Source organism: Pseudoalteromonas denitrificans DSM 6059 (genome assembly GCF_900112265.1).
Lineage (GTDB): Bacteria > Pseudomonadota > Gammaproteobacteria > Enterobacterales > Alteromonadaceae > Pseudoalteromonas > Pseudoalteromonas denitrificans.
Window position 1 is genome coordinate 26,512 of record NZ_FOLO01000030.1, and the last position, 17,959, is coordinate 44,470.

The window sequence follows — 17,959 nt, forward strand, 5'->3', positions numbered from 1 at the left end:
TATTTAAACCGACCAACAGTTTAGCATTTAAATTAAAATAATCAGTTATTATTCTTATTTTTTGCTTGAAGTTTTAATAATCGTGTTTGAGCATGCAAGCTTGCTCGTACTAAAAGCTCTTGATCTGAACTCCTGATTTGAGTAAATAGTAATGTATGCTGGAATGTATTTGTATCATTACATAACTCTGATTTAATGAGTTGGGCAAAACAATATACTGCTGCGGCATCAAAATCTAAAAATATTTTGCAGCAAAAATTTTGGTCTAATGGATAGTCATCAGAGCTATTTACTATGATGCCACCACCGCCATAAGAGTGTGTCATTATTTTATTCTCACAATCATTTTCGATTAATAGTATATGTGACATGATCAAATCAATTTTACGTGACTGCGCTCTTAAAAAAGCTGCGAGCTCTTCAGCAACATCGCTTAGTTGCCTTAAAGGTCTTAGTGCGCTTTGCTCTAATTCATTTACATCATTTGCTAACTTAAATAATGGCGGTATGCGTTGTTCTAAAATTAAAGCATTGCTAGGTACTTGTTCAGGTTTTATTACTTCTAAGTTTACTTTTACTGCTTCTTCGATTTGAAAATATTGATTAAAATTTTCGAGTTTAGTTTGCGACATAAGAGAATGAACTTATCTTGAAATTTCTACATATATTAGCTATTTATCGATTCTAGGCAAGTAAAGAACATATTTTTACAAACTTCTTAGTGGGAAGACTACATTAAAAGAAAGAATCAATGTTACACTCGCCGTAATATTTAGTATATGTCAGGTATCTTTCTTTATTATGTTTCAACCTGTTAGCCTTTTTATAGGTCTTAGATATAGTCGTGCGGCCAAAGGCAATGCGTTTATTTCTTTTATTTCCTTTTTTTCTATCACTGGCATTACTTTGGGGATCATGGCACTTATTACAGTGGTTTCGGTAATGAATGGGTTTGAAAGCAAATTGAAACAGAGCATGTTAGGGTTATTGCCCCATATAGAACTGACATATCACAATGAGCCACAAGCTTCTAAACAGCATCTTTCATTTAATGCAATTAAAGAACAACTCGTAATGGATGAACGTATCGCTAATGTTTCTCAATACATTGAAGCTGAAGCTATATTACAAACCAATAAAAATATTCAAGGTGTTATTTGGCAAGGAGTTTATACTTCAAGCCAACTACAGCAAGTGCAAAATAATATAGAGCAGGGCAGCTGGCAAACATTATTTGAAAAGAAATATAGTATTGCAATGAGTCGCTTTCAAGCGATTAAACTTGGGCTAAAAGTCGGGGATAAGCTGAGAGTTATTGTACCAAAAGCGTCTAGTTACACGCCAATGGGTCGTGTACCAAGCCAGAGATTATTTACCTTAGTGGCTATTTATTCAACGGGTTCAGAAATTGATACGAGTTTGGTATTTAGTAAAGGTGACTATATATCACGATTATTGAAAATACGTAAACAAGATAATCAGGCACCTAGTATTAGAATACAGTTAGAAGACCCTTTTGAAGTTGATGATGTTTTATTAACACAATCAAATTTATTTAATGCATTTGAAGTTTCTGACTGGCGTAAAACACAAGGTAGTTTGTTTTCTGCTGTTGCAATGGAAAAGCGGATTATGTCGCTACTGTTAGGGCTGATTATTTTAGTTGCGGTTTTTAATATTGTTTCTGCGTTAACTATGATGGTGGCAGAAAAACAATCTGAAGTGGCTATCTTACAAACTTTAGGATTAACACCATCAAGTGTAAAACAAGTTTTCATTATTCAAGGCCTGTACAATGGTTTATTTGGCGCCTTATTAGGCGGTGGGTTAGGTATAGGCTTTGCTGCAAATATTAATCAAATTTTAGATTTAGTCGGACTGAACTTACTGGGAGGGGCTGTACTTCCTGTTTTATTTAATTCGACCCAGCTAAGTATTATTATTTTTGGCAGTATATTTATGAGTTTTTTAGCAACTTTATACCCGGCAACAAAAGCGGCTGGGGTACGTCCGGCAGAGGTTTTAAGATATGAGTAATTTAGTAATTGAATGTTCGGACATCAATAAGTTTTATCAAGATGGTAAAAATAAAACACAGGTTTTAAAGGGTGTTAATCTTAAACTTAATCAAGGAGAGTTGTTAGCAGTTGTAGGCAGCTCTGGATCTGGAAAAAGTACTTTATTACATATATTAGGCACTTTAGATATTGCATCAACGGGTACGAGTAAAATTTTAAATCAAGATGTTGCAAAGTTGAGCCGTAAACAACAAGCTGAATTTAGAAATAAACATTTAGGTTTTATTTATCAGTTTCATCATTTATTAATGGAATTTAATGCCCTTGAGAATGTCGCTATGCCTTTATTAATTGCTGGTATGAAGCCTACAGAGGCAAAAGAGAAAGCCAAAGAAATGTTAAATAAGGTAGGTTTAAACCATAGAATTGAACATAAACCATCGGAGCTATCGGGTGGTGAACGCCAAAGAGTTGCAATTGCCAGAGCACTTGTAGGGGAACCTGCTTTAATTTTAGCTGATGAACCAACTGGTAATTTAGATAAACAAAATGCCCTTAATATTTACAATTTGATTAAAGAGTTAAATAAAACACTTAAAACTAGTTTTGTGGTTGTTACCCATGATTTAGAACTGGCAGCTAAACTTGGTAAAACGGCACATTTAGATGATGGTATTTTAACCCTTAAAAAGAGCGCACAGTGAAATTTAGTTTATTTTTAAGTCAAAGATTTCGACATGCGAAACATGAAAATGGCTTTATTGGATTTATAGGTAAGGCATCCAGTATTGGTATAGGCCTAGGTATTGCTGTATTAATCATTGCGCTATCAGTGATCAATGGTTTTGAATATCAAATGGTACATAGATTATTGAATGTTGTTCCACATATTGAATATGAAGCACCTAATGCGCCGATCAGTAATTGGCAAACTAAAATAGCTAAATTTGAAGAGGATGACGCTGTAATTGCAGCTGCGCCCTTCATACTACTTAATGGTATGGCACAATTCAAAGGTAAACTTAAAGCAGTTGAGATCAGAGGTATAGACCCAAAACTGGAAGTAAAAGTATCGGGCATTCAGACATATATAAAATCATTTGAATTGGCATCGTTATCACAAAACCAAGTTGTACTAGGCCAGCAGATAGTAGATGAACTAGGTGTAAACTTAGGTGATCAGGTTACGCTTTTGATCCCACAAATAAATGAGAAAAGTAGTAAATTAAAAGCCGCGAAAAAAATTAAATTAAAGCTGGTGGGCATTGTTAAAATGGGGGGGCCGATAGACCGTATCACGGCGCTGGTTAATCTATCACAAACACAACAAATATTAGGTTTTGATAGCTCAGAAACAAAAGGGCTTAGATTAAAAGTTGCTGATGTTTTTGCTGCAAATTCCTTGGCTATGACATTAGGTTATCAATTGGAAGATTATGTTTATGTGAGTAGCTGGTTTAGAAAACATAGTAATTTATATCAGGATATTCAAATGGTTCGCACAATCGTTTATTTGGTTGTTTTGCTCATAATTGCAGTTGCCAGCTTTAATATTGTGTCTACATTGGTGATGGAGGTGAAAGAAAAACAATCAGACATTGCTATTTTAAAAACCATGGGCGCAAAGGATAGTACAATTATTTCAACATTTATGCTGCAAGGTTTAGGACAATCAATCAGTGGTATTTTCTTTGGTACTTTCATAGGTGTTTTACTTGCGATTTATATACCTGACATGTTTATTTGGTATAGTGAATTGTCAGGAAAAAATGTTTTAACAGGTATTTATTTTGTTGAGTTTTTACCCTCTAGATTAAATCTTAATGATGTGATTGTGACAGTTTCTATGACCTTAGTTATGACAATCATAGCGACAGCATATCCAGCTTGGCAGGCAAGTCGAATTGATCCTGCAAAAGTACTAGGTCAGTAGCTTTATTCATACTTTAAAGTTTGAATACTAATAGGTTGGTGTTATTTTAAGATAACATAGAATGATTTTTAGGCATTCAGTTTAATTAACACTAATAAAGCATGATATCAGCTTGCACCAGATATAATTACATCATAGAGTATTGGCAACATAATGTGTTAACTTATGGTTAGCAGAATAAATTTAAGCTGTTAACATCGTTATCTCATAAATAATGAAACATTTATTGATCCGGTTTAAAATACACGGTCGTTCTAGGTAGTTTAGGAATTTAACAATGTCAGAACAAGAGCAAAAATCACAGTCAGCACAGCAAAGACAACTAACACAAGAAGAAAACATCGCTTGGCAACGTGAAACATTTCAAAATGCACAAAAACATTTAGCACAAAAAGGCATTTTGCCAAAAACGGTGATTGAAAAAGAAAGCCGCTATCTGGCTCCATTTTTTGCAGTTTGGAAAATAAAATCAGAAAACGGTAAAACTTATTGGGTTATTTCGGGTCAGCTACCAACAGACCATGCTGAAATTACTGCAGCAGTATCAGCTCGTGAAGCAATTCGATATTTTTCATTTCAATGGCAGCTTAAAGCAGACCAAATAATTAAAATGGGTGCTAAAGATAAAACTCAGGTTGATTTTGCTAATTTATTAGTTAATCGTGCTCATAGTATCTATGAGTTTTACGAAAAAGATGAGCTTTGGGGTAACGAATAAGCTTAATATCACTAAAACTAACTAGTACATTAGAGGTCATACTTTGATTTAATGTACTAGGCTAAACTCTGTTGATGTAAACTTTTCTATTGGGCAGCTTAAGCGTTGTCTTGCTATTCCAGCCTCCATAAATACAAGTCCTTGTTCGCTAAAGCCTGACTTTATAAATTTATCTTTCTCTTGCAAAATACAGTTAAAACTCATCTCACTTGCGCCTTGATCTTTTGCTATTGAAACTAAAAAAGAAAATAAACTACGATAAATGGTTTGCGTACGATACTCGGGTAGCACTGCAACTCGGCTCATTAATCCATCTTGTGATAATCGGGCTGAAGCTATTATCGTATTTTGCTCATTAAGCAGTATGATATGTTGTGATATGCGGTCAAATTGATCAAACTCAATATGTTTTGGAATGTGGTATTCACATACAAATACTTTTTCTCTTAAGGCCTTTAATCGTTCTCTATTTTTAAGCCAGTTAACCTGTTGAAGCTGATATGACATGTTACAAACCTCGTTTTTATAACCCTAAATTCAGTTCAGATCGAATATTCATGATTAAGTATCAGAAAAAACTCTTCGGTCTTTTTGTGTTCTGATTTAGGGTAAAAGGTGTGTATTAATCCAAGTTTAATCTGTGTACCAGTAACCCTCATTTATGATCTTAGTCAAAATTTCTATAAAGAGTGAAAAATTAATTGAACTTTTTAACTGGTCGGATCTCAATGCTGTATTATCTGTTAATAATTGCACTGAGGCTAGCATTTCTAATGGTAGAATATAATTGTCACCCTGAGTACTAAAAATTATTTTGTCATCGATAATTTGATAAAGTGACCTTAGCCCACCGATGCGATTAAAGGAGATATCAGGTGATTTTATTAATTCAATCACTTCTTCATTACTAAGTAAATCTTCAAGAGGTTCAATATCTAGTTCGTGTTTTGCCTCTGACATTGAGCGACCAAGCCAATGTTTAAAAGTTTTTTCATCATTTAAAGCATCAATTAATAAGTTTTTGATTGTTTTACTTTCATTGTGTTGTATCTCACCAATTGAAGTTCTTAATTGTAAGTTTGCATCACTGTATCTGATTTTTCCAAGGTCATTATCTATTAAGTGATCGGCAAAAGATGACAACATATCTATTTGATTTGGCGCTCTAAAGCCAACTGAGTAGTTAATCGCATCTTCAATAGCATAGCCTTCATGAGGGCAATTTGGTGGAATATATAAAATATCTCCCGGTTCTAGAACAACATCAATAACAGCTTTAAACGCCTCTATTTGCAAAAGACTTTTACAGGGGAGGACTTCTTTTAAATGAGGTTGAGGCATGCCTACACGCCAATGTCTTTTTCCTTTACCTTGAATAATAAATACGTCGTATTGATCTAAATGTGCTCCAACGCCGCCTTTAGGGCTTGAAAAACTGACCATTAAATCATCTATACGCCAGTTTGGAATAAATCTGAATGCTTCTAATAATTGGGCTGACTCTAAATGCCAATGATCGACAGCTTGTACTAATAATGTAGAATGTGTTGGTTTTAATAATGAAAAATCTTCAAATGGACCATGATGTGCATCCCACTGATTATTTGAGTTGGTGATGATCCTTGACTCTATGCTTTCTTCCATTGCTAAACCCGCGAGCTCTTCAGCTGTAATGGGGTCTTCAAAATCAGAAAATCCATTTTTAATGAGGAGTGGTTTTTTTTGCCAGTGTTGAGATAAAAACTCAGTATGTGTTAGGTTATTTATTTTGAGTTGGTACATATTCTGATCCGTATCTCTATTGAGGCCACTCAGTGGCATTAATTTATATTAGGTCAAATATCAAAGTTAAGAATCGCTTTAGGCCTGTACTTAAAACTTGATAGCTTCGAGTTTTTTTAATAAATTGAATGATTAAAATAACAAAAAGCGAATATGAATGGCATATTCGCTTTTTAAGTCTTTATAACGTCGTGGCTTTGGTCGAGTTAGATATTAAGTCTAAAGCTCGTCAACAAATGCGACAGCACGGCCGATATAGTTTGCAGGTGTCATAAGTTTCATTTCATCTTTTGCTGAATCAGGTAGTTCTAAACCATCAATGAAATCAGCCATGATCTCTTTATTTACACGTTTTCCACGAGTTAAATCTTTTAGTTTTTCATATGGCTTTTCGATTCCATATTTACGCATAACGGTTTGAATTGGTTCAGCAAGTAATTCCCAGTTTTGATCAAGCTCTTCAAGTAATTTTGCTTCATTCACTTCAAGTTTGCTCATACCTTTAAGCGTAGACTGGTATGCAATTACGGCATAACCCATACCGACACCTAAGTTACGAAGTACAGTTGAGTCTGTTAAATCACGTTGCCAGCGAGATAAAGGCAATTTCTGTGCTAAGTGTGCAAAAATTGCATTTGCTAAACCTAAGTTACCTTCAGAATTTTCAAAATCAATAGGGTTAACTTTATGAGGCATAGTTGATGAGCCAATTTCACCAGCAATGGTCTTTTGTTTGAAATGCCCTAAAGCAATATAACCCCAAACATCACGGTCAAAATCAATTAGAATAGTATTAAAACGTGCAATAGCATCAAATAGTTCAGCGATGTAATCGTGAGGTTCGATTTGCGTAGTATAAGGGTTTAAAGTGATGCCTAGGCTAGTTACAAACTCTTGAGCATGTTGATGCCAATCATGTTCAGGATAAGCACTTAGATGTGCATTATAGTTACCAACAGCACCATTTACTTTACCGAGCATTTCAATTTTTGAGATTTGATCACGTTGGCGTTTAAGGCGCATGTAAACATTCGCCATTTCTTTACCCATAGTTGAAGGTGAAGCTGGCTGACCATGAGTACGTGCCATCATAGGAATACTTTTATATTCAACCGCCAAGTCTTTTAAGCCTGATAATAATTTATCGCAATAGGGTAATAAGACTTCATCACGTGCTTCAGTTAACATTAATGCATGAGATAAGTTATTGATATCTTCTGACGTACATGCAAAATGAATGAATTCATTAATCGCATTAAGTTCAGTGTTATCGGCAACTTTTTCTTTTAATAAATATTCAACAGCTTTCACATCATGATTAGTCGTACTTTCGATGTCTTTAACACGCTGTGCATCCGCTTCACTAAAGTTAGTAACAATCGCATCTAATAATGCGTTTGCTTCATCACTAAAGCTAGGTACTTCAGCAATTGCTTCGGCGCGAGAAAGCGCTTGTAGCCAACGAACTTCTACCGTTACACGGTATTTAATTAAACCGAATTCACTGAAAATGCTACGTAGCTCTTTAGTTTTACTACCGTAACGCCCATCTACAGGTGAGATCGCGGTTAATGCTGAAAGTTCCATTATAACTCCTAATTAAATATACGAAGAGTCTTATGCTAAATTGAGCATAAGAAAATTTAAATCATAGTTTTTGCGATGCGAACCAATTTACCTTTTGAAAGAATAAATTGACGTCGCTTACCGCCCATTTGTCGCCATAATACGGCAGCACGAATGCCAACAAGTAACAAAGCACGTATTTTATTTTGAATCGGTTTTTGTTGTAGCAAATTAGGATCGCCAAAAACTTGAATACGCTGACCTAAGGGGCTGACAACTTCTGCATATATATCAGCCAAACTTGCGATCACTGTCTCATCTGTTATTTCAAAATGAGACAGCCTGCGTTTGATATCATCAATTTTTGTGCCTAATAAATCTAATTGTTGTGGTTTGCTATTTAATGCGCGTTCTAATTGAATTAAACCGCCAACATACTTTACAAGTTCAACACTTTTTTCAGGACCTGAGTCTAGTTGTTGCACAACTAAGCGGTATCCAGTTTTTAAATCTGCGTCAGAACGATAAATATCTTCCGGATTTTTAGGATCTGTTACAACCAGACTTGATAAAAGTACTTCCAAATCGAAACTGTTTAGTGTTTTTCCTTGGGCTATTTTTTGCACCATTTGTGCAGCTTGACACATAGCTGCAAGTGCCATTACTTGATATTGCATTGAAATGACCTTATTTAATGACTGAGTCTATGATGCCGCCACCTAAGCATACTTCACCATCATAAAAAACAGCAGACTGCCCAGGCGTAACAGATGATTGTGGTTCATCAAATAATACGCGAGCATAGCCATCTGAACTAACTAATAATGTGCAAGGTAAGTCTGTTTGACGATAACGGGTTTTCACCGTGCAACGAGTGGTTCCTTGAGGACCTACTCTATCAAGCCAATCGAGTTGATTTGCCATTAAACCATTTGAAAATAATCTTGGATGATTTTTACCTTGGCCAACGACAAGCACATTGTGTTCCATATCTTTATCAACAACATACCAAGGTTCGCCAGAGCCTTCTTTCATACCGCCTATCATTAATCCTTTACGTTGGCCTAAAGTGTGGTACATCAAACCTTCATGTTCACCGACATGATTACCATCGGTATCTTCAATTTTTCCAGGTTGTGCGGGGAGGTATTTTTGTAAGAAGTCTTTAAATTTACGCTCACCTATAAAACAAATACCCGTGCTGTCTTTTTTATTATGTGTTACTAGGTCTTGCTCTTCTGCGATACGACGTACTTCAGGTTTTTCTAATTCACCAACAGGGAAAAGAGTTTGTGCTATGTGTTCATGGCTCAAAGCATATAAAAAATAGCTTTGGTCTTTGTTTTCATCTAGACCACGTAATAAAGAAAATTTACCGTTAATCTCTTTTCGGCGAACATAATGTCCAGTAGCAATATAATCGGCTTTGAGTGCTTGAGCTGCAAACTGTAAAAAAGCTTTAAATTTAATTTCTTTATTACACATGATATCAGGGTTAGGTGTACGCCCAGCTTTATATTCTGCTAGAAAGTATTCAAAAACATTATCCCAATATTCAGAAGCAAAATTGACAGTGTGTAATTCTATTCCTAATTTATCACATACAGCTTGTGCATCTTTTAAATCATCTGAAGCAGCACAATATTCATCTGTATCATCTTCTTCCCAGTTTTTCATAAACAAGCCTTCAACTTGATAGCCTTGCTGTATTAAAAGATATGCTGAAACTGAAGAGTCCACACCACCTGACATGCCAACGATGACCTTGGTGTTTTTATTAGAAGATAAAGAATCGTTCAAAAGATTATCGCTCATAGTAATTAAATTAGTACTAAATATGAAAGGCGCACATTATAGCATTAGAAAGTCATAAGGAATATACCCAAATACTTTAGGAAATATTCCTTTAAAAGGGCCTTTAACTTATCTCAATTGCCTGAATATGAACCGAATCTTGACTCTGCTCATTTTCTAAACCCACAGGTATTACTGGTATATCAGGTTTATCTAATGCAACATCACCTTCAGCATTCGGGATACCTGTTTTCTGTAAATTTTTGAAATCAAAAATATTATTGTCGGTTAAATGAGAAGGAACCACATTTTGCATCGCTGTAAACATAGTGGCTACACGCCCTGGGTGGTCAATTTCCCATTGCGCTATCATAGCTTTAATATTTTGTCTTTGTAGGTTTTCTTGTGAGCCACACAAATTACACGGAATAATAGGGAAGGCTTTTAGTTGGGCATATTGTGCTATTTCATCTTCTTTACAGTAAGCTAAAGGACGAATAACCATATGCTCACCATTATCACTGGCAAGCTTGGCTGGCATACCTTTTAATTTGCCCCCATAAAACATATTGAGAAATAAAGTTTCAATCATGTCATCTCTGTGGTGGCCTAGCGCAATTTTAGTGGCTTTTAATTCTTTTGCCGTACGATATAAAATACCACGACGTAAGCGAGAACACAGCGAGCAAGTTGTTTTACCGGCTTCAATTTTATCTGTCACAATTTTGTATGTATCTTCTTCCACTATTTTATATTCAATACCTAATTTTTTTAAATACTCTGGTAAGATATGTTCAGGAAAGCCTGGTTGTTTTTGGTCTAAATTAACAGCAAAAAGCTCAAACTTGATTGGTGCTGCACTTTGTAGTTGCTGCAAAATTTCTAACATGGCATAACTGTCTTTACCACCAGATAAACACACCATAATACGATCGCCATCTTCAATCATATTAAAGTCGCTGATCGCTTGTCCTGTACTACGTCTTAGGCGTTTTTCTAATTTATTGAGATTGTGTTTTGCCTTTGTTTGAGCAGAGTGAGAAGCTGGTGCTGACATTAAAAACCCTATATATGAATAATAGAAAAAATGAGTATTACAAAAATAAGGGGCACATTATAAAGCAAAAATAAAAGTTAGCGAGGAAAATAAAGCGGGCATGGCCTTTGATAAATGCACAAAGGTATTTAGTTATCTCAGGGTGAACTTATTACTTTTCTTAACAAGTTCACTCTGATTTTATTTATTTATCCAGTGGGCTCTTATAACCATCAGGTTTTAAAGCTAAAACGTCGCAATTTAAACTATCAATAACGTGTTCGGCGGTATTACCAATTAAAGCTGCGCTGAACCCTGTACGTCCAATGGTTCCTATAACTATCAGTTCGGCATCAAGTTCTTCTGCAACAATAGGAATAACATCCTCAGGTAGCCCCTCTTTAATGTGACAATTGTCAGTACAAACATCAAATTCATTTGCTAATGCATGACAATTTTCGACATGATGTTTTTTTACTGTTTCGTTAAATGCAGTTGGATCAAACTCCGGGATTTCAATGGCAATATTCACCGGAGTACCAGGAAATGAGTTTACTAAATGTAAGTTGCCATCAATTAAATTTGATATGAACTTAGCATCACTCATGATCCTTTGATTCAGAGCCAAGTGTTGTTTGTCATCAGCACATGCGTTAACAGCAGCCAATACATTACCATTAGCTGGCCATTGATGTTCTTTTATGAGTAATACGGGGCAAGGGCATTTTCGAATTAAATGCCAATCTGTAGGGGTGAAAATAACAGATTTTAAAGTAGCATGTTCATGAGTAGCTTTAAGTACAATATCGTAATTGTCTTTTAAAACGCTAGTGATAATTGATTCAAAAGGGCGGTTATGCCAGATAATTTTACAGTCTATTTCAAGTTCATTTTGAAAAGGTTCAATAATTGATTTTATCCAAACCTTACGATCATCAATTACAGCATTTCGCATTGCTTCACGCTCATCAAGAGACAACATAGTTGTCATTTCATAAGAAAAATCATAAATAGTTAGAAAGGCTGTAATTTTTGCGCCGGATTTTTGAGCAAGCTCAAAAGATCGTTTTAAAGCGGTTTGTTCTGTTTTGCTTGGGTCGACCACAGCAAGGATTTTTTTTATTGTATTCATGATATAACCTCTCAAATGTGCTTACTTTTAGTGTAAATGAAGTTAACAGATTTGACAGGTTATATTAAAAAATAATTGTTTTAGATCAATATGAAAAGGTGTCTTTTTTTATTCTGATTTTATACCAGAAATTGCATGAAGTTCGTCTAGATTTAAAATAGAGATAAACTTACCTTCAACATTTATGATATTGGCTTTTTGGAAGCGACTTAACAATCTACTGATGGTTTCAACTGTAAGGCCTAAATAATTACCTATTTCACCTCGTGTCATTGTTAATCTAAATTCTTTTTTCGAAAAACCACGTTCGCCAAATCTGTGTGATAAGTTTGCAATAAAAGCAGCTAATCGTTCCTCAGCAGTTTTTTTATTAAGCAGCAATAACATTTCTTGGTCGTGATTTATTTCACTGCTCATCATACGCATTATTTGTTGGCGTAATCTCGGTAATTTACCTGATAGTTCATCTAAAGTAGTAAAGGGGATTTCACAGACCATAGCGGTTTCCATTGCTTGTGCATAACTTTGATGTTCCATTTTATGTAAACCATCAAAACCAATAATATCACCTGCTAAATGGAAATCAGTAATTTGCTCGTCACCTTGCTCTGAAATTGTATATGACTTAAATGACCCAGAACGAACAGCAAAAATTGAATTCAACTTCTTGCCAGCCTCAAACAATAAATCACCTTTATGAAAAGGTTTTTTACGTTCAATAATGTCATCAAGCTTACCCATTTCGTTTTCATTGAGTGTGACTGGTAAACACAGCTGGCTGATGCTGCAACTATTACAGCTAATTTGGCAACCAGAGTTTACAGGTATTTTATTTTTAAGGTCCATTGAAAGTCCGTCTAGATTAAACTACATGTATAGATTAATGCAGGGCGTTTTTGGTTGCAATAGTTAATAAGTATAAACCGTAAAATACTAAGATATTCCCTAATATCATACGAATAATGGTGTTATTTAACCATTTTTTGATACTTTGTGCTGCAAAACCAAATCCTATCATGGCAGGCAATGTGCCTAATGCAAAACTGGCCATAAATAATGCACCAGATATTGCATTTTGTGTCGTAATAGCCCAAGTGAGTGCAGAATAAACTAAACCACAGGGCAGCCAACCCCATAATGCACCGTAAGCGAGTGCTTTTTTCTTTGAATTCAAAGGTAATAAGTATTTATTAAATTTAACTATGTGTTGCCATATTGCATATTTTCCAAATTTCTCTAACCAATTTAAACTTGCTGCTAATCGCATAATATATAAACCAACAAGTACCATAAAAAGGCCACTAATAAAGGATAATATAAGTGAGAAATTATTCGATTGAGAGGCAAAAATAGCGCTGATCCCTCCCACTAAAGCACCTGCAATACTATAACTGATCAAGCGTCCAAAATTATAAAGTAAGGTGAATTGTTGTGCTTTTGTTTTGTCTTCTATTGCAAATTGTAATGAAGATGCAATACCACCGCACATCGCAATACAATGTCCACTACCTGCTAGACCCATAAAAAATGCCGTTAAAAATAAAGATTCTGTCATTTTTGTTGATTATCATCTTGATTATCATCTTGATTTTGTGTTTTTTTTGTAATTGTGGAATTCTGATTTTGTGCTTGGTTATCATCAAATAATATACTGTGTGCTTGCTTATCTAAATCAGAAAATTGTTCACTTTTGACGGCCCAGAAAAAAACAGCAATCGCTATTATTACAAATATAATTGCAATTGGAATTAATACGTAAATTATGCTCATTACTTCAATACCTTATAATGGTTTTAATAATCTTAATGAATTTGAAATAACAATAATAGAGCTAGCAGACATGCCAATAACGGCCATCCAAGGTTGTACCATGCCCATTGCTGCCAAAGGTAGTATTGCACTATTGTAGACAAGAGATAAAGTTAGATTTTGTTTAACTATGACTCGTGTTTTTCGACTGATCTCTAACAGATGTTTTATTGAACTTAAATCACTATTTAATAATACAATATCAGCTGTATTTTTAGAGATATCCGCACCAGACTCCATTGCGATAGATAAGTGTGCGGTATTAAATACTGGACTATCATTAACCCCATCACCGACCATAGCAACAACATGACCTTGTTTTATTAAACTCGAAACCTGATCTTGTTTATCTTTTGGACTGCACCCAACTTTTACATGATTGATTGTTAGTACATTTGCTAATGAATACCCTGCCTGTGATGGGTCACCTGTGATTAAGTGTGTATTTATCTTTTGGTCATTAAGATAGTGTATTAAAGCTTTTGCTTGATCTCGGGTTTTATCTTCAAGTTCAAAAGCTGCAACTGCTTTTTTATTAATATATAAAACAACTTGAACAGGCAAGTCTAATGTTTCAAACCATGCATTTTTACCTATTGCAATCATTTGTCCGTTATATAAAGCTTGTATGCCAAAGCCTGTTTTTACACTGACATCATCAAGTGCATGTATTTTTGATGTATCAAACTCAAAGGCCTTTGCTATGGGGTGTTGAGAATGAAACTCAAGCGCTGATGCGAGAGCTAAAATTGTATTTTGATCGTATTGCGTGTTTAAAAAGTGTGTCTTTTTAAGTGTGAAGCAGCCTTCCGTGAGCGTACCTGTTTTATCAAATGCAATGGAATTGATTTTTGTTAAAGTCTCAAGTACATGAGCTTTTTTAATAAGTACCCCTTTCTTCGTCAAGTTTGCAACGCCGCAGGTCAGAGCGGTAGGTATTGCAAGGCTTAATGCACAGGGGCAAGTTGCGACTAATACGGAGATAGTGATCCAAAATGCATGTTCTGGGTCAATTTGATACCAGTAAGTTGCAGTGATACACGCAACAACAAGTAATGACGCAACAAACCACTGGGCTATTTTATCAGTAATTTCAGCAAGTTTAGGTCGATTTGTCAGAGCTTTATTTTGTAAACTTACAATTTGATTGATTAATGTATGTGATCCAAGTTGATTCACATTAATTTTAATTAAACCATCATGATTTGTTGTGCCGGCATAAACTTGTACATTAATCGTTTTGTTAACAGGAGCATGTTCACCTGTCATCATGGACTCATCAACCGATGTTTCACCTTCTATAATAAAACCGTCAGCAGGAATAATTTCCCCTGGTTTAACTAAAACTATATCGTTAAGTTTTAGTTTTTTAGCTGCAATGATGTTTTCCTCTAAATTGTTTATTACACGTGCAGTTAAGGGAAGTAATTTTTGTAGATTAGATGTAAATTCACTGGCTTTAAGGCGTGCCCTAAACTCTAAATACTTACCGAGTAACAATAAAAAGGTGAACATGCATATAGATTCAAAATATACTTCACCTGTATTGGAAATAGTGGCCCAGGTGCTTGCAGCATATGCACCAAAAATGGCTAAGGACACAGGTAAATCCATATTAAGTTGTTTGGCTTTAAGCGCCCGTACTGCACTAGTTAAAAAGGGAAGGGCGGAGTATAAAATGACTGGAGATGCTAAGACAAAACTGATCCATCTGAAGTATTGTTCAAAGTCATCCTCCATATCGGAAAACATATCAAAGTATAAGGCAAAGGCAAACATCATCACCTGCATCGTCATTATGCCAGCAACGCCTAAACGTCGAACATAAGATTTGGCTACGTGTTGTTTTTGTGCTTCTTCTATATCTGGTTGAAATGGGTAAGCTTTATAGCCGATTTTAGCTAGAGACTCTATGATAGTACTGAGTTTAAGATTGGACTTATCCCACATGATCATGGCGCGATGTGTAGAGGTATTCACATCGACTCTTGAAATATATCCCAGTGATAATAACTGTTTTTCAATTAACCAGGCACAAGCAGCGCAACTAATGCCCTCAACACTCAGTAAAACCTCACTTAAGTCTCCTGTTTGATTAATGAAGTCAGATTGAATATCTTCATCATCATAACTTTTGAACATCTGTAATTGCTCAGGTATTAACTCTTGTACTTTACCAGCAGCAGTGGTTCTAAATTTATAATAATCTGTCATACCTGAAGAAATGATCGATTCAGCAACAGCTTGACAGCCAATACAGCAAACAGCTTGCGCTTGATTTTGGTAATCAACTGTTTGAATAAACCCCAAAGGAATGCTTTCAAGACAATGAAAACATTCAGATTGTGATGAAGAAGAAGCATGAGACTGTTCACTGGGGTATGTCATATGTTACTTATATTTTGGCGAGATTTTGAATGCTTTATCGTATGGTAATTTGATTGTTTCTTTTAATTTCCAAATGCTATCAAAAGGTTCAATAAAAACTGTGAATCTACCATCGATGATTTTATCTGTAAGCCCTGTAAATTCACCATTACCATTTTTAGTCAACATTAGAGTGAAATCATTTGATTTTATAGTTTTATGATAAAAAGAAACTTTTAAAGAAGGAACATTTTTGTTATCACCTTTGGTAAATTTAAATGAGACTGTATCTTCATTAATTTTAAGGTCGCCATGTAAATAAAGTGCTTTTGCTTTATCAAATTTAGCTAAATCAAGATTGATTGCTTTGCCTTTTTTATAATAATCATCAACAACCATATCTGGAGTATTAGTAAAAGCAATATATACAAAAATACTACAGGCAATGACTGTTGCTACTGGAAAAAAAAGTAAGAACCAAGGCCAGAATTGTTTATACCATGGAAGAATTTTTGTCATTTTATGAAGATACTTAATCAAATAAATTTGGTGGCATTTTACTTGAATTTACGGCAAAAGCATAGATTTTAGGCATAAAAAAAGCCTCCAAAAGGAGGCTTTCAAATCATAAAATATGATTACTTAGAATTAGATAAGCTATAAACATAAGCACTAATTAAATGTACTTTATCTTCACCTAAAATCTCTTTCCAAGCTGGCATAACACCGGCACGACCTTTAGCGATAGAGTCTTCAACAGCACGTTGAGAACCACCATATAACCAAACTTTATCAGTTAAATCAGGTGCACCAAATGGTAGGTTATGGGCAAAAGAGCCTTTTCCGTCAGCACCATGACATGCTGAACACATAGCAAATTTTGCTTCTCCGGCTTTTGCATCTTTTTGATTTACCTTACGACCTGATAGACTCAATACATGCGCAGTCATTTCTTTAACGCCTTGGTCACCAAGCGCACCATGCCAAGGTGGCATTTGTGCATTACGGCCATTTAAGATAGATTCTTTTATCTTAGCTGGCGTACCACCGTATAACCAATCTGTATCGGTTAGGTTAGGGTAGCCTTGTCCGCCTCGGGCATCAGAACCATGGCATTGTGCACAGTTTTGTGAAAACAAGCGCTGACCGATTTCTAATGCCTTTTCATCACCAACTAGATCTGGAATATCACGCTTAGCAAAAGATTCGAATAAAGGTCCAAATTTTTCGTCCGCGTTACGCATTTCAACATCAAGTTGTACTGTTTTACCAGCAGCTTTAGCATCAATCACAGCTTGCTTGGATTCAGCTAAAGATTTAATACCTTGGTTTGAACTTGTCCATTGGCCTAACCCTTCCCAGTTACCTAAACCAGGATAAGCTGCTAGGTAATATACAGCCCAAACAAACGTAGCGAAGAACATGTATGTCCACCACTTTGGTAGTGGATTGTTTAATTCTTCAATACCATCAAATTGATGGCCACAGCTTTCGCCTTCCTCAACACCAGCATAATTTTTAAGGTTCCATACTAATAAACCAAAAATTAAAACTAAACACGCTAGTGTTAAAACGACGACCCATATGCTCCAAAAGCTAGTCATTTCTCAGACTCCTTTTTTTTATCGTTAATTGTCGTTTTGTGTTTATTTTCATCTTCAAAAATGGCATTGGCAGCTTCATCAAATTTTGACTTACTACGTTTACTAAATGCCCACCAAACGATAACAATAAATAGTACCATTAAGACCAGAGTAAAAATTCCTCTGAATGTTCCGTAATCCATAATTCTTTAACCTATAAA

19 protein-coding genes are annotated in these 17,959 nt (G+C 35.2%); 4 read left to right on the plus strand and 15 right to left on the minus strand.

The window, feature by feature from the left end; genetic code table 11:
* Positions 1–41: 41 nt before the first annotated feature.
* Positions 42–632, minus strand: a complete 591-nt coding sequence (locus BM088_RS16610) for a PilZ domain-containing protein (RefSeq protein ID WP_091986858.1) — start codon at positions 630–632, stop codon at positions 42–44.
* Positions 633–801: 169 nt separating this feature from the next.
* Here BM088_RS16610 and BM088_RS16615 point away from each other — a divergent pair, with 169 nt between their 5' ends.
* The 4 genes from BM088_RS16615 (at position 802) to BM088_RS16630 (ending at position 4,669) form a co-directional block, all read left to right on the plus strand.
* Entirely contained in the window at positions 802–2,037 is a 1,236-nt protein-coding gene (locus BM088_RS16615; protein WP_091986860.1) for a lipoprotein-releasing ABC transporter permease subunit, read from the plus strand.
* Entirely contained in the window at positions 2,030–2,722 is a 693-nt protein-coding gene (gene lolD, locus BM088_RS16620) for a lipoprotein-releasing ABC transporter ATP-binding protein LolD (protein WP_091986862.1), read from the plus strand. The genes BM088_RS16615 and lolD overlap by 8 nt, the downstream gene beginning before the upstream one ends.
* Positions 2,719–3,951, plus strand: coding sequence for a lipoprotein-releasing ABC transporter permease subunit (locus BM088_RS16625; protein ID WP_091986865.1), 1,233 nt, complete (start codon positions 2,719–2,721; stop codon positions 3,949–3,951). The genes lolD and BM088_RS16625 overlap by 4 nt, the downstream gene beginning before the upstream one ends.
* A 277-nt stretch (positions 3,952–4,228) precedes the next feature.
* Entirely contained in the window at positions 4,229–4,669 is a 441-nt protein-coding gene (locus tag BM088_RS16630; protein WP_091986867.1) for a DUF4826 family protein, read from the plus strand.
* Between the two features lie 48 nt (positions 4,670–4,717).
* Here the strand turns inward: BM088_RS16630 and BM088_RS16635 are convergent, their stop codons facing one another.
* The 14 genes from BM088_RS16635 to BM088_RS16700 all read right to left on the minus strand — a co-directional run bounded on the left by BM088_RS16635 (position 4,718) and on the right by BM088_RS16700 (position 17,941).
* Positions 4,718–5,176, minus strand: a complete 459-nt coding sequence (locus tag BM088_RS16635) for a GNAT family N-acetyltransferase (RefSeq protein ID WP_091986870.1) — start codon at positions 5,174–5,176, stop codon at positions 4,718–4,720.
* A gap of 126 nt (positions 5,177–5,302) precedes the next feature.
* A complete protein-coding gene (locus BM088_RS16640) occupies positions 5,303–6,451 on the minus strand; it encodes a cupin domain-containing protein (RefSeq protein WP_091986873.1) in 1,149 nt (382 codons plus the stop codon).
* Positions 6,452–6,670: 219 nt separating this feature from the next.
* Complete coding sequence (purB, locus tag BM088_RS16645) at positions 6,671–8,038, minus strand: adenylosuccinate lyase (RefSeq protein WP_091986875.1); 1,368 nt, start codon at positions 8,036–8,038, stop codon at positions 6,671–6,673.
* A gap of 56 nt (positions 8,039–8,094) precedes the next feature.
* Positions 8,095–8,694: a high frequency lysogenization protein HflD gene (hflD, locus tag BM088_RS16650; protein WP_245763845.1), complete on the minus strand. Its 600-nt coding sequence runs from the start codon at positions 8,692–8,694 to the stop codon at positions 8,095–8,097.
* A gap of 10 nt (positions 8,695–8,704) precedes the next feature.
* Positions 8,705–9,817 carry a tRNA 2-thiouridine(34) synthase MnmA gene (mnmA, locus tag BM088_RS16655; protein ID WP_245763846.1) on the minus strand — a complete coding sequence of 371 codons (1,113 nt, stop codon included), beginning with the start codon at positions 9,815–9,817 and terminating at the stop codon, positions 8,705–8,707.
* 118 nt (positions 9,818–9,935) lie between these two features.
* Entirely contained in the window at positions 9,936–10,868 is a 933-nt protein-coding gene (gene ttcA / locus BM088_RS16660) for a tRNA 2-thiocytidine(32) synthetase TtcA (RefSeq protein ID WP_091986880.1), read from the minus strand.
* A gap of 184 nt (positions 10,869–11,052) precedes the next feature.
* Positions 11,053–11,979, minus strand: coding sequence for a universal stress protein UspE (gene uspE, locus BM088_RS16665; RefSeq protein WP_091986883.1), 927 nt, complete (start codon positions 11,977–11,979; stop codon positions 11,053–11,055).
* A gap of 108 nt (positions 11,980–12,087) precedes the next feature.
* The gene (gene fnr / locus BM088_RS16670) at positions 12,088–12,825 is read right to left on the minus strand and encodes a fumarate/nitrate reduction transcriptional regulator Fnr (RefSeq protein WP_091986885.1); all 738 of its coding nucleotides are present in this window, start codon (positions 12,823–12,825) and stop codon (positions 12,088–12,090) included.
* Between the two features lie 34 nt (positions 12,826–12,859).
* Positions 12,860–13,534: a sulfite exporter TauE/SafE family protein gene (locus BM088_RS16675; RefSeq protein WP_091986888.1), complete on the minus strand. Its 675-nt coding sequence runs from the start codon at positions 13,532–13,534 to the stop codon at positions 12,860–12,862.
* A complete protein-coding gene (gene ccoS, locus BM088_RS16680; RefSeq protein ID WP_091986890.1) occupies positions 13,531–13,749 on the minus strand; it encodes a cbb3-type cytochrome oxidase assembly protein CcoS in 219 nt (72 codons plus the stop codon). The genes BM088_RS16675 and ccoS overlap by 4 nt, the downstream gene beginning before the upstream one ends.
* Before the next feature lie 12 nt (positions 13,750–13,761).
* Positions 13,762–16,176 carry a heavy metal translocating P-type ATPase gene (locus BM088_RS16685; RefSeq protein ID WP_091986893.1) on the minus strand — a complete coding sequence of 805 codons (2,415 nt, stop codon included), beginning with the start codon at positions 16,174–16,176 and terminating at the stop codon, positions 13,762–13,764.
* 3 nt (positions 16,177–16,179) lie between these two features.
* Complete coding sequence (locus BM088_RS16690) at positions 16,180–16,674, minus strand: FixH family protein (RefSeq protein WP_091986895.1); 495 nt, start codon at positions 16,672–16,674, stop codon at positions 16,180–16,182.
* A 119-nt stretch (positions 16,675–16,793) separates the two neighbouring features.
* Positions 16,794–17,759 (minus strand): c-type cytochrome, encoded by a 966-nt coding sequence (locus BM088_RS16695; RefSeq protein WP_091986898.1) that lies wholly within the window; start codon positions 17,757–17,759, stop codon positions 16,794–16,796.
* Complete coding sequence (locus BM088_RS16700) at positions 17,756–17,941, minus strand: cbb3-type cytochrome oxidase subunit 3 (RefSeq protein WP_091986901.1); 186 nt, start codon at positions 17,939–17,941, stop codon at positions 17,756–17,758. The genes BM088_RS16695 and BM088_RS16700 overlap by 4 nt, the downstream gene beginning before the upstream one ends.
* Positions 17,942–17,959: the final 18 nt, after the last annotated feature.

Excerpts from the sequence above, each read along its gene's own strand:
- BM088_RS16610 (WP_091986858.1), bottom strand. The coding sequence starts at position 632 with ATGTCGCAAACTAAACTCGAAAATTTTAATCAATATTTTCAAATCGAA.
- BM088_RS16615 (WP_091986860.1), top strand. The coding sequence starts at position 802 with ATGTTTCAACCTGTTAGCCTTTTTATAGGTCTTAGATATAGTCGTGCG.
- lolD (WP_091986862.1), top strand. The coding sequence starts at position 2,030 with ATGAGTAATTTAGTAATTGAATGTTCGGACATCAATAAGTTTTATCAA.
- BM088_RS16630 (WP_091986867.1), top strand. The coding sequence starts at position 4,229 with ATGTCAGAACAAGAGCAAAAATCACAGTCAGCACAGCAAAGACAACTA.
- BM088_RS16635 (WP_091986870.1), bottom strand. The coding sequence starts at position 5,176 with ATGTCATATCAGCTTCAACAGGTTAACTGGCTTAAAAATAGAGAACGA.
- BM088_RS16640 (WP_091986873.1), bottom strand. The coding sequence starts at position 6,451 with ATGTACCAACTCAAAATAAATAACCTAACACATACTGAGTTTTTATCT.
- purB (WP_091986875.1), bottom strand. The coding sequence starts at position 8,038 with ATGGAACTTTCAGCATTAACCGCGATCTCACCTGTAGATGGGCGTTAC.
- hflD (WP_245763845.1), bottom strand. The coding sequence starts at position 8,694 with ATGCAATATCAAGTAATGGCACTTGCAGCTATGTGTCAAGCTGCACAA.
- ttcA (WP_091986880.1), bottom strand. The coding sequence starts at position 10,868 with ATGTCAGCACCAGCTTCTCACTCTGCTCAAACAAAGGCAAAACACAAT.
- uspE (WP_091986883.1), bottom strand. The coding sequence starts at position 11,979 with ATGAATACAATAAAAAAAATCCTTGCTGTGGTCGACCCAAGCAAAACA.
- fnr (WP_091986885.1), bottom strand. The coding sequence starts at position 12,825 with ATGGACCTTAAAAATAAAATACCTGTAAACTCTGGTTGCCAAATTAGC.
- BM088_RS16675 (WP_091986888.1), bottom strand. The coding sequence starts at position 13,534 with ATGACAGAATCTTTATTTTTAACGGCATTTTTTATGGGTCTAGCAGGT.
- ccoS (WP_091986890.1), bottom strand. The coding sequence starts at position 13,749 with ATGAGCATAATTTACGTATTAATTCCAATTGCAATTATATTTGTAATA.
- BM088_RS16685 (WP_091986893.1), bottom strand. The coding sequence starts at position 16,176 with ATGACATACCCCAGTGAACAGTCTCATGCTTCTTCTTCATCACAATCT.
- BM088_RS16690 (WP_091986895.1), bottom strand. The coding sequence starts at position 16,674 with ATGACAAAAATTCTTCCATGGTATAAACAATTCTGGCCTTGGTTCTTA.
- BM088_RS16695 (WP_091986898.1), bottom strand. The coding sequence starts at position 17,759 with ATGACTAGCTTTTGGAGCATATGGGTCGTCGTTTTAACACTAGCGTGT.
- BM088_RS16700 (WP_091986901.1), bottom strand. The coding sequence starts at position 17,941 with ATGGATTACGGAACATTCAGAGGAATTTTTACTCTGGTCTTAATGGTA.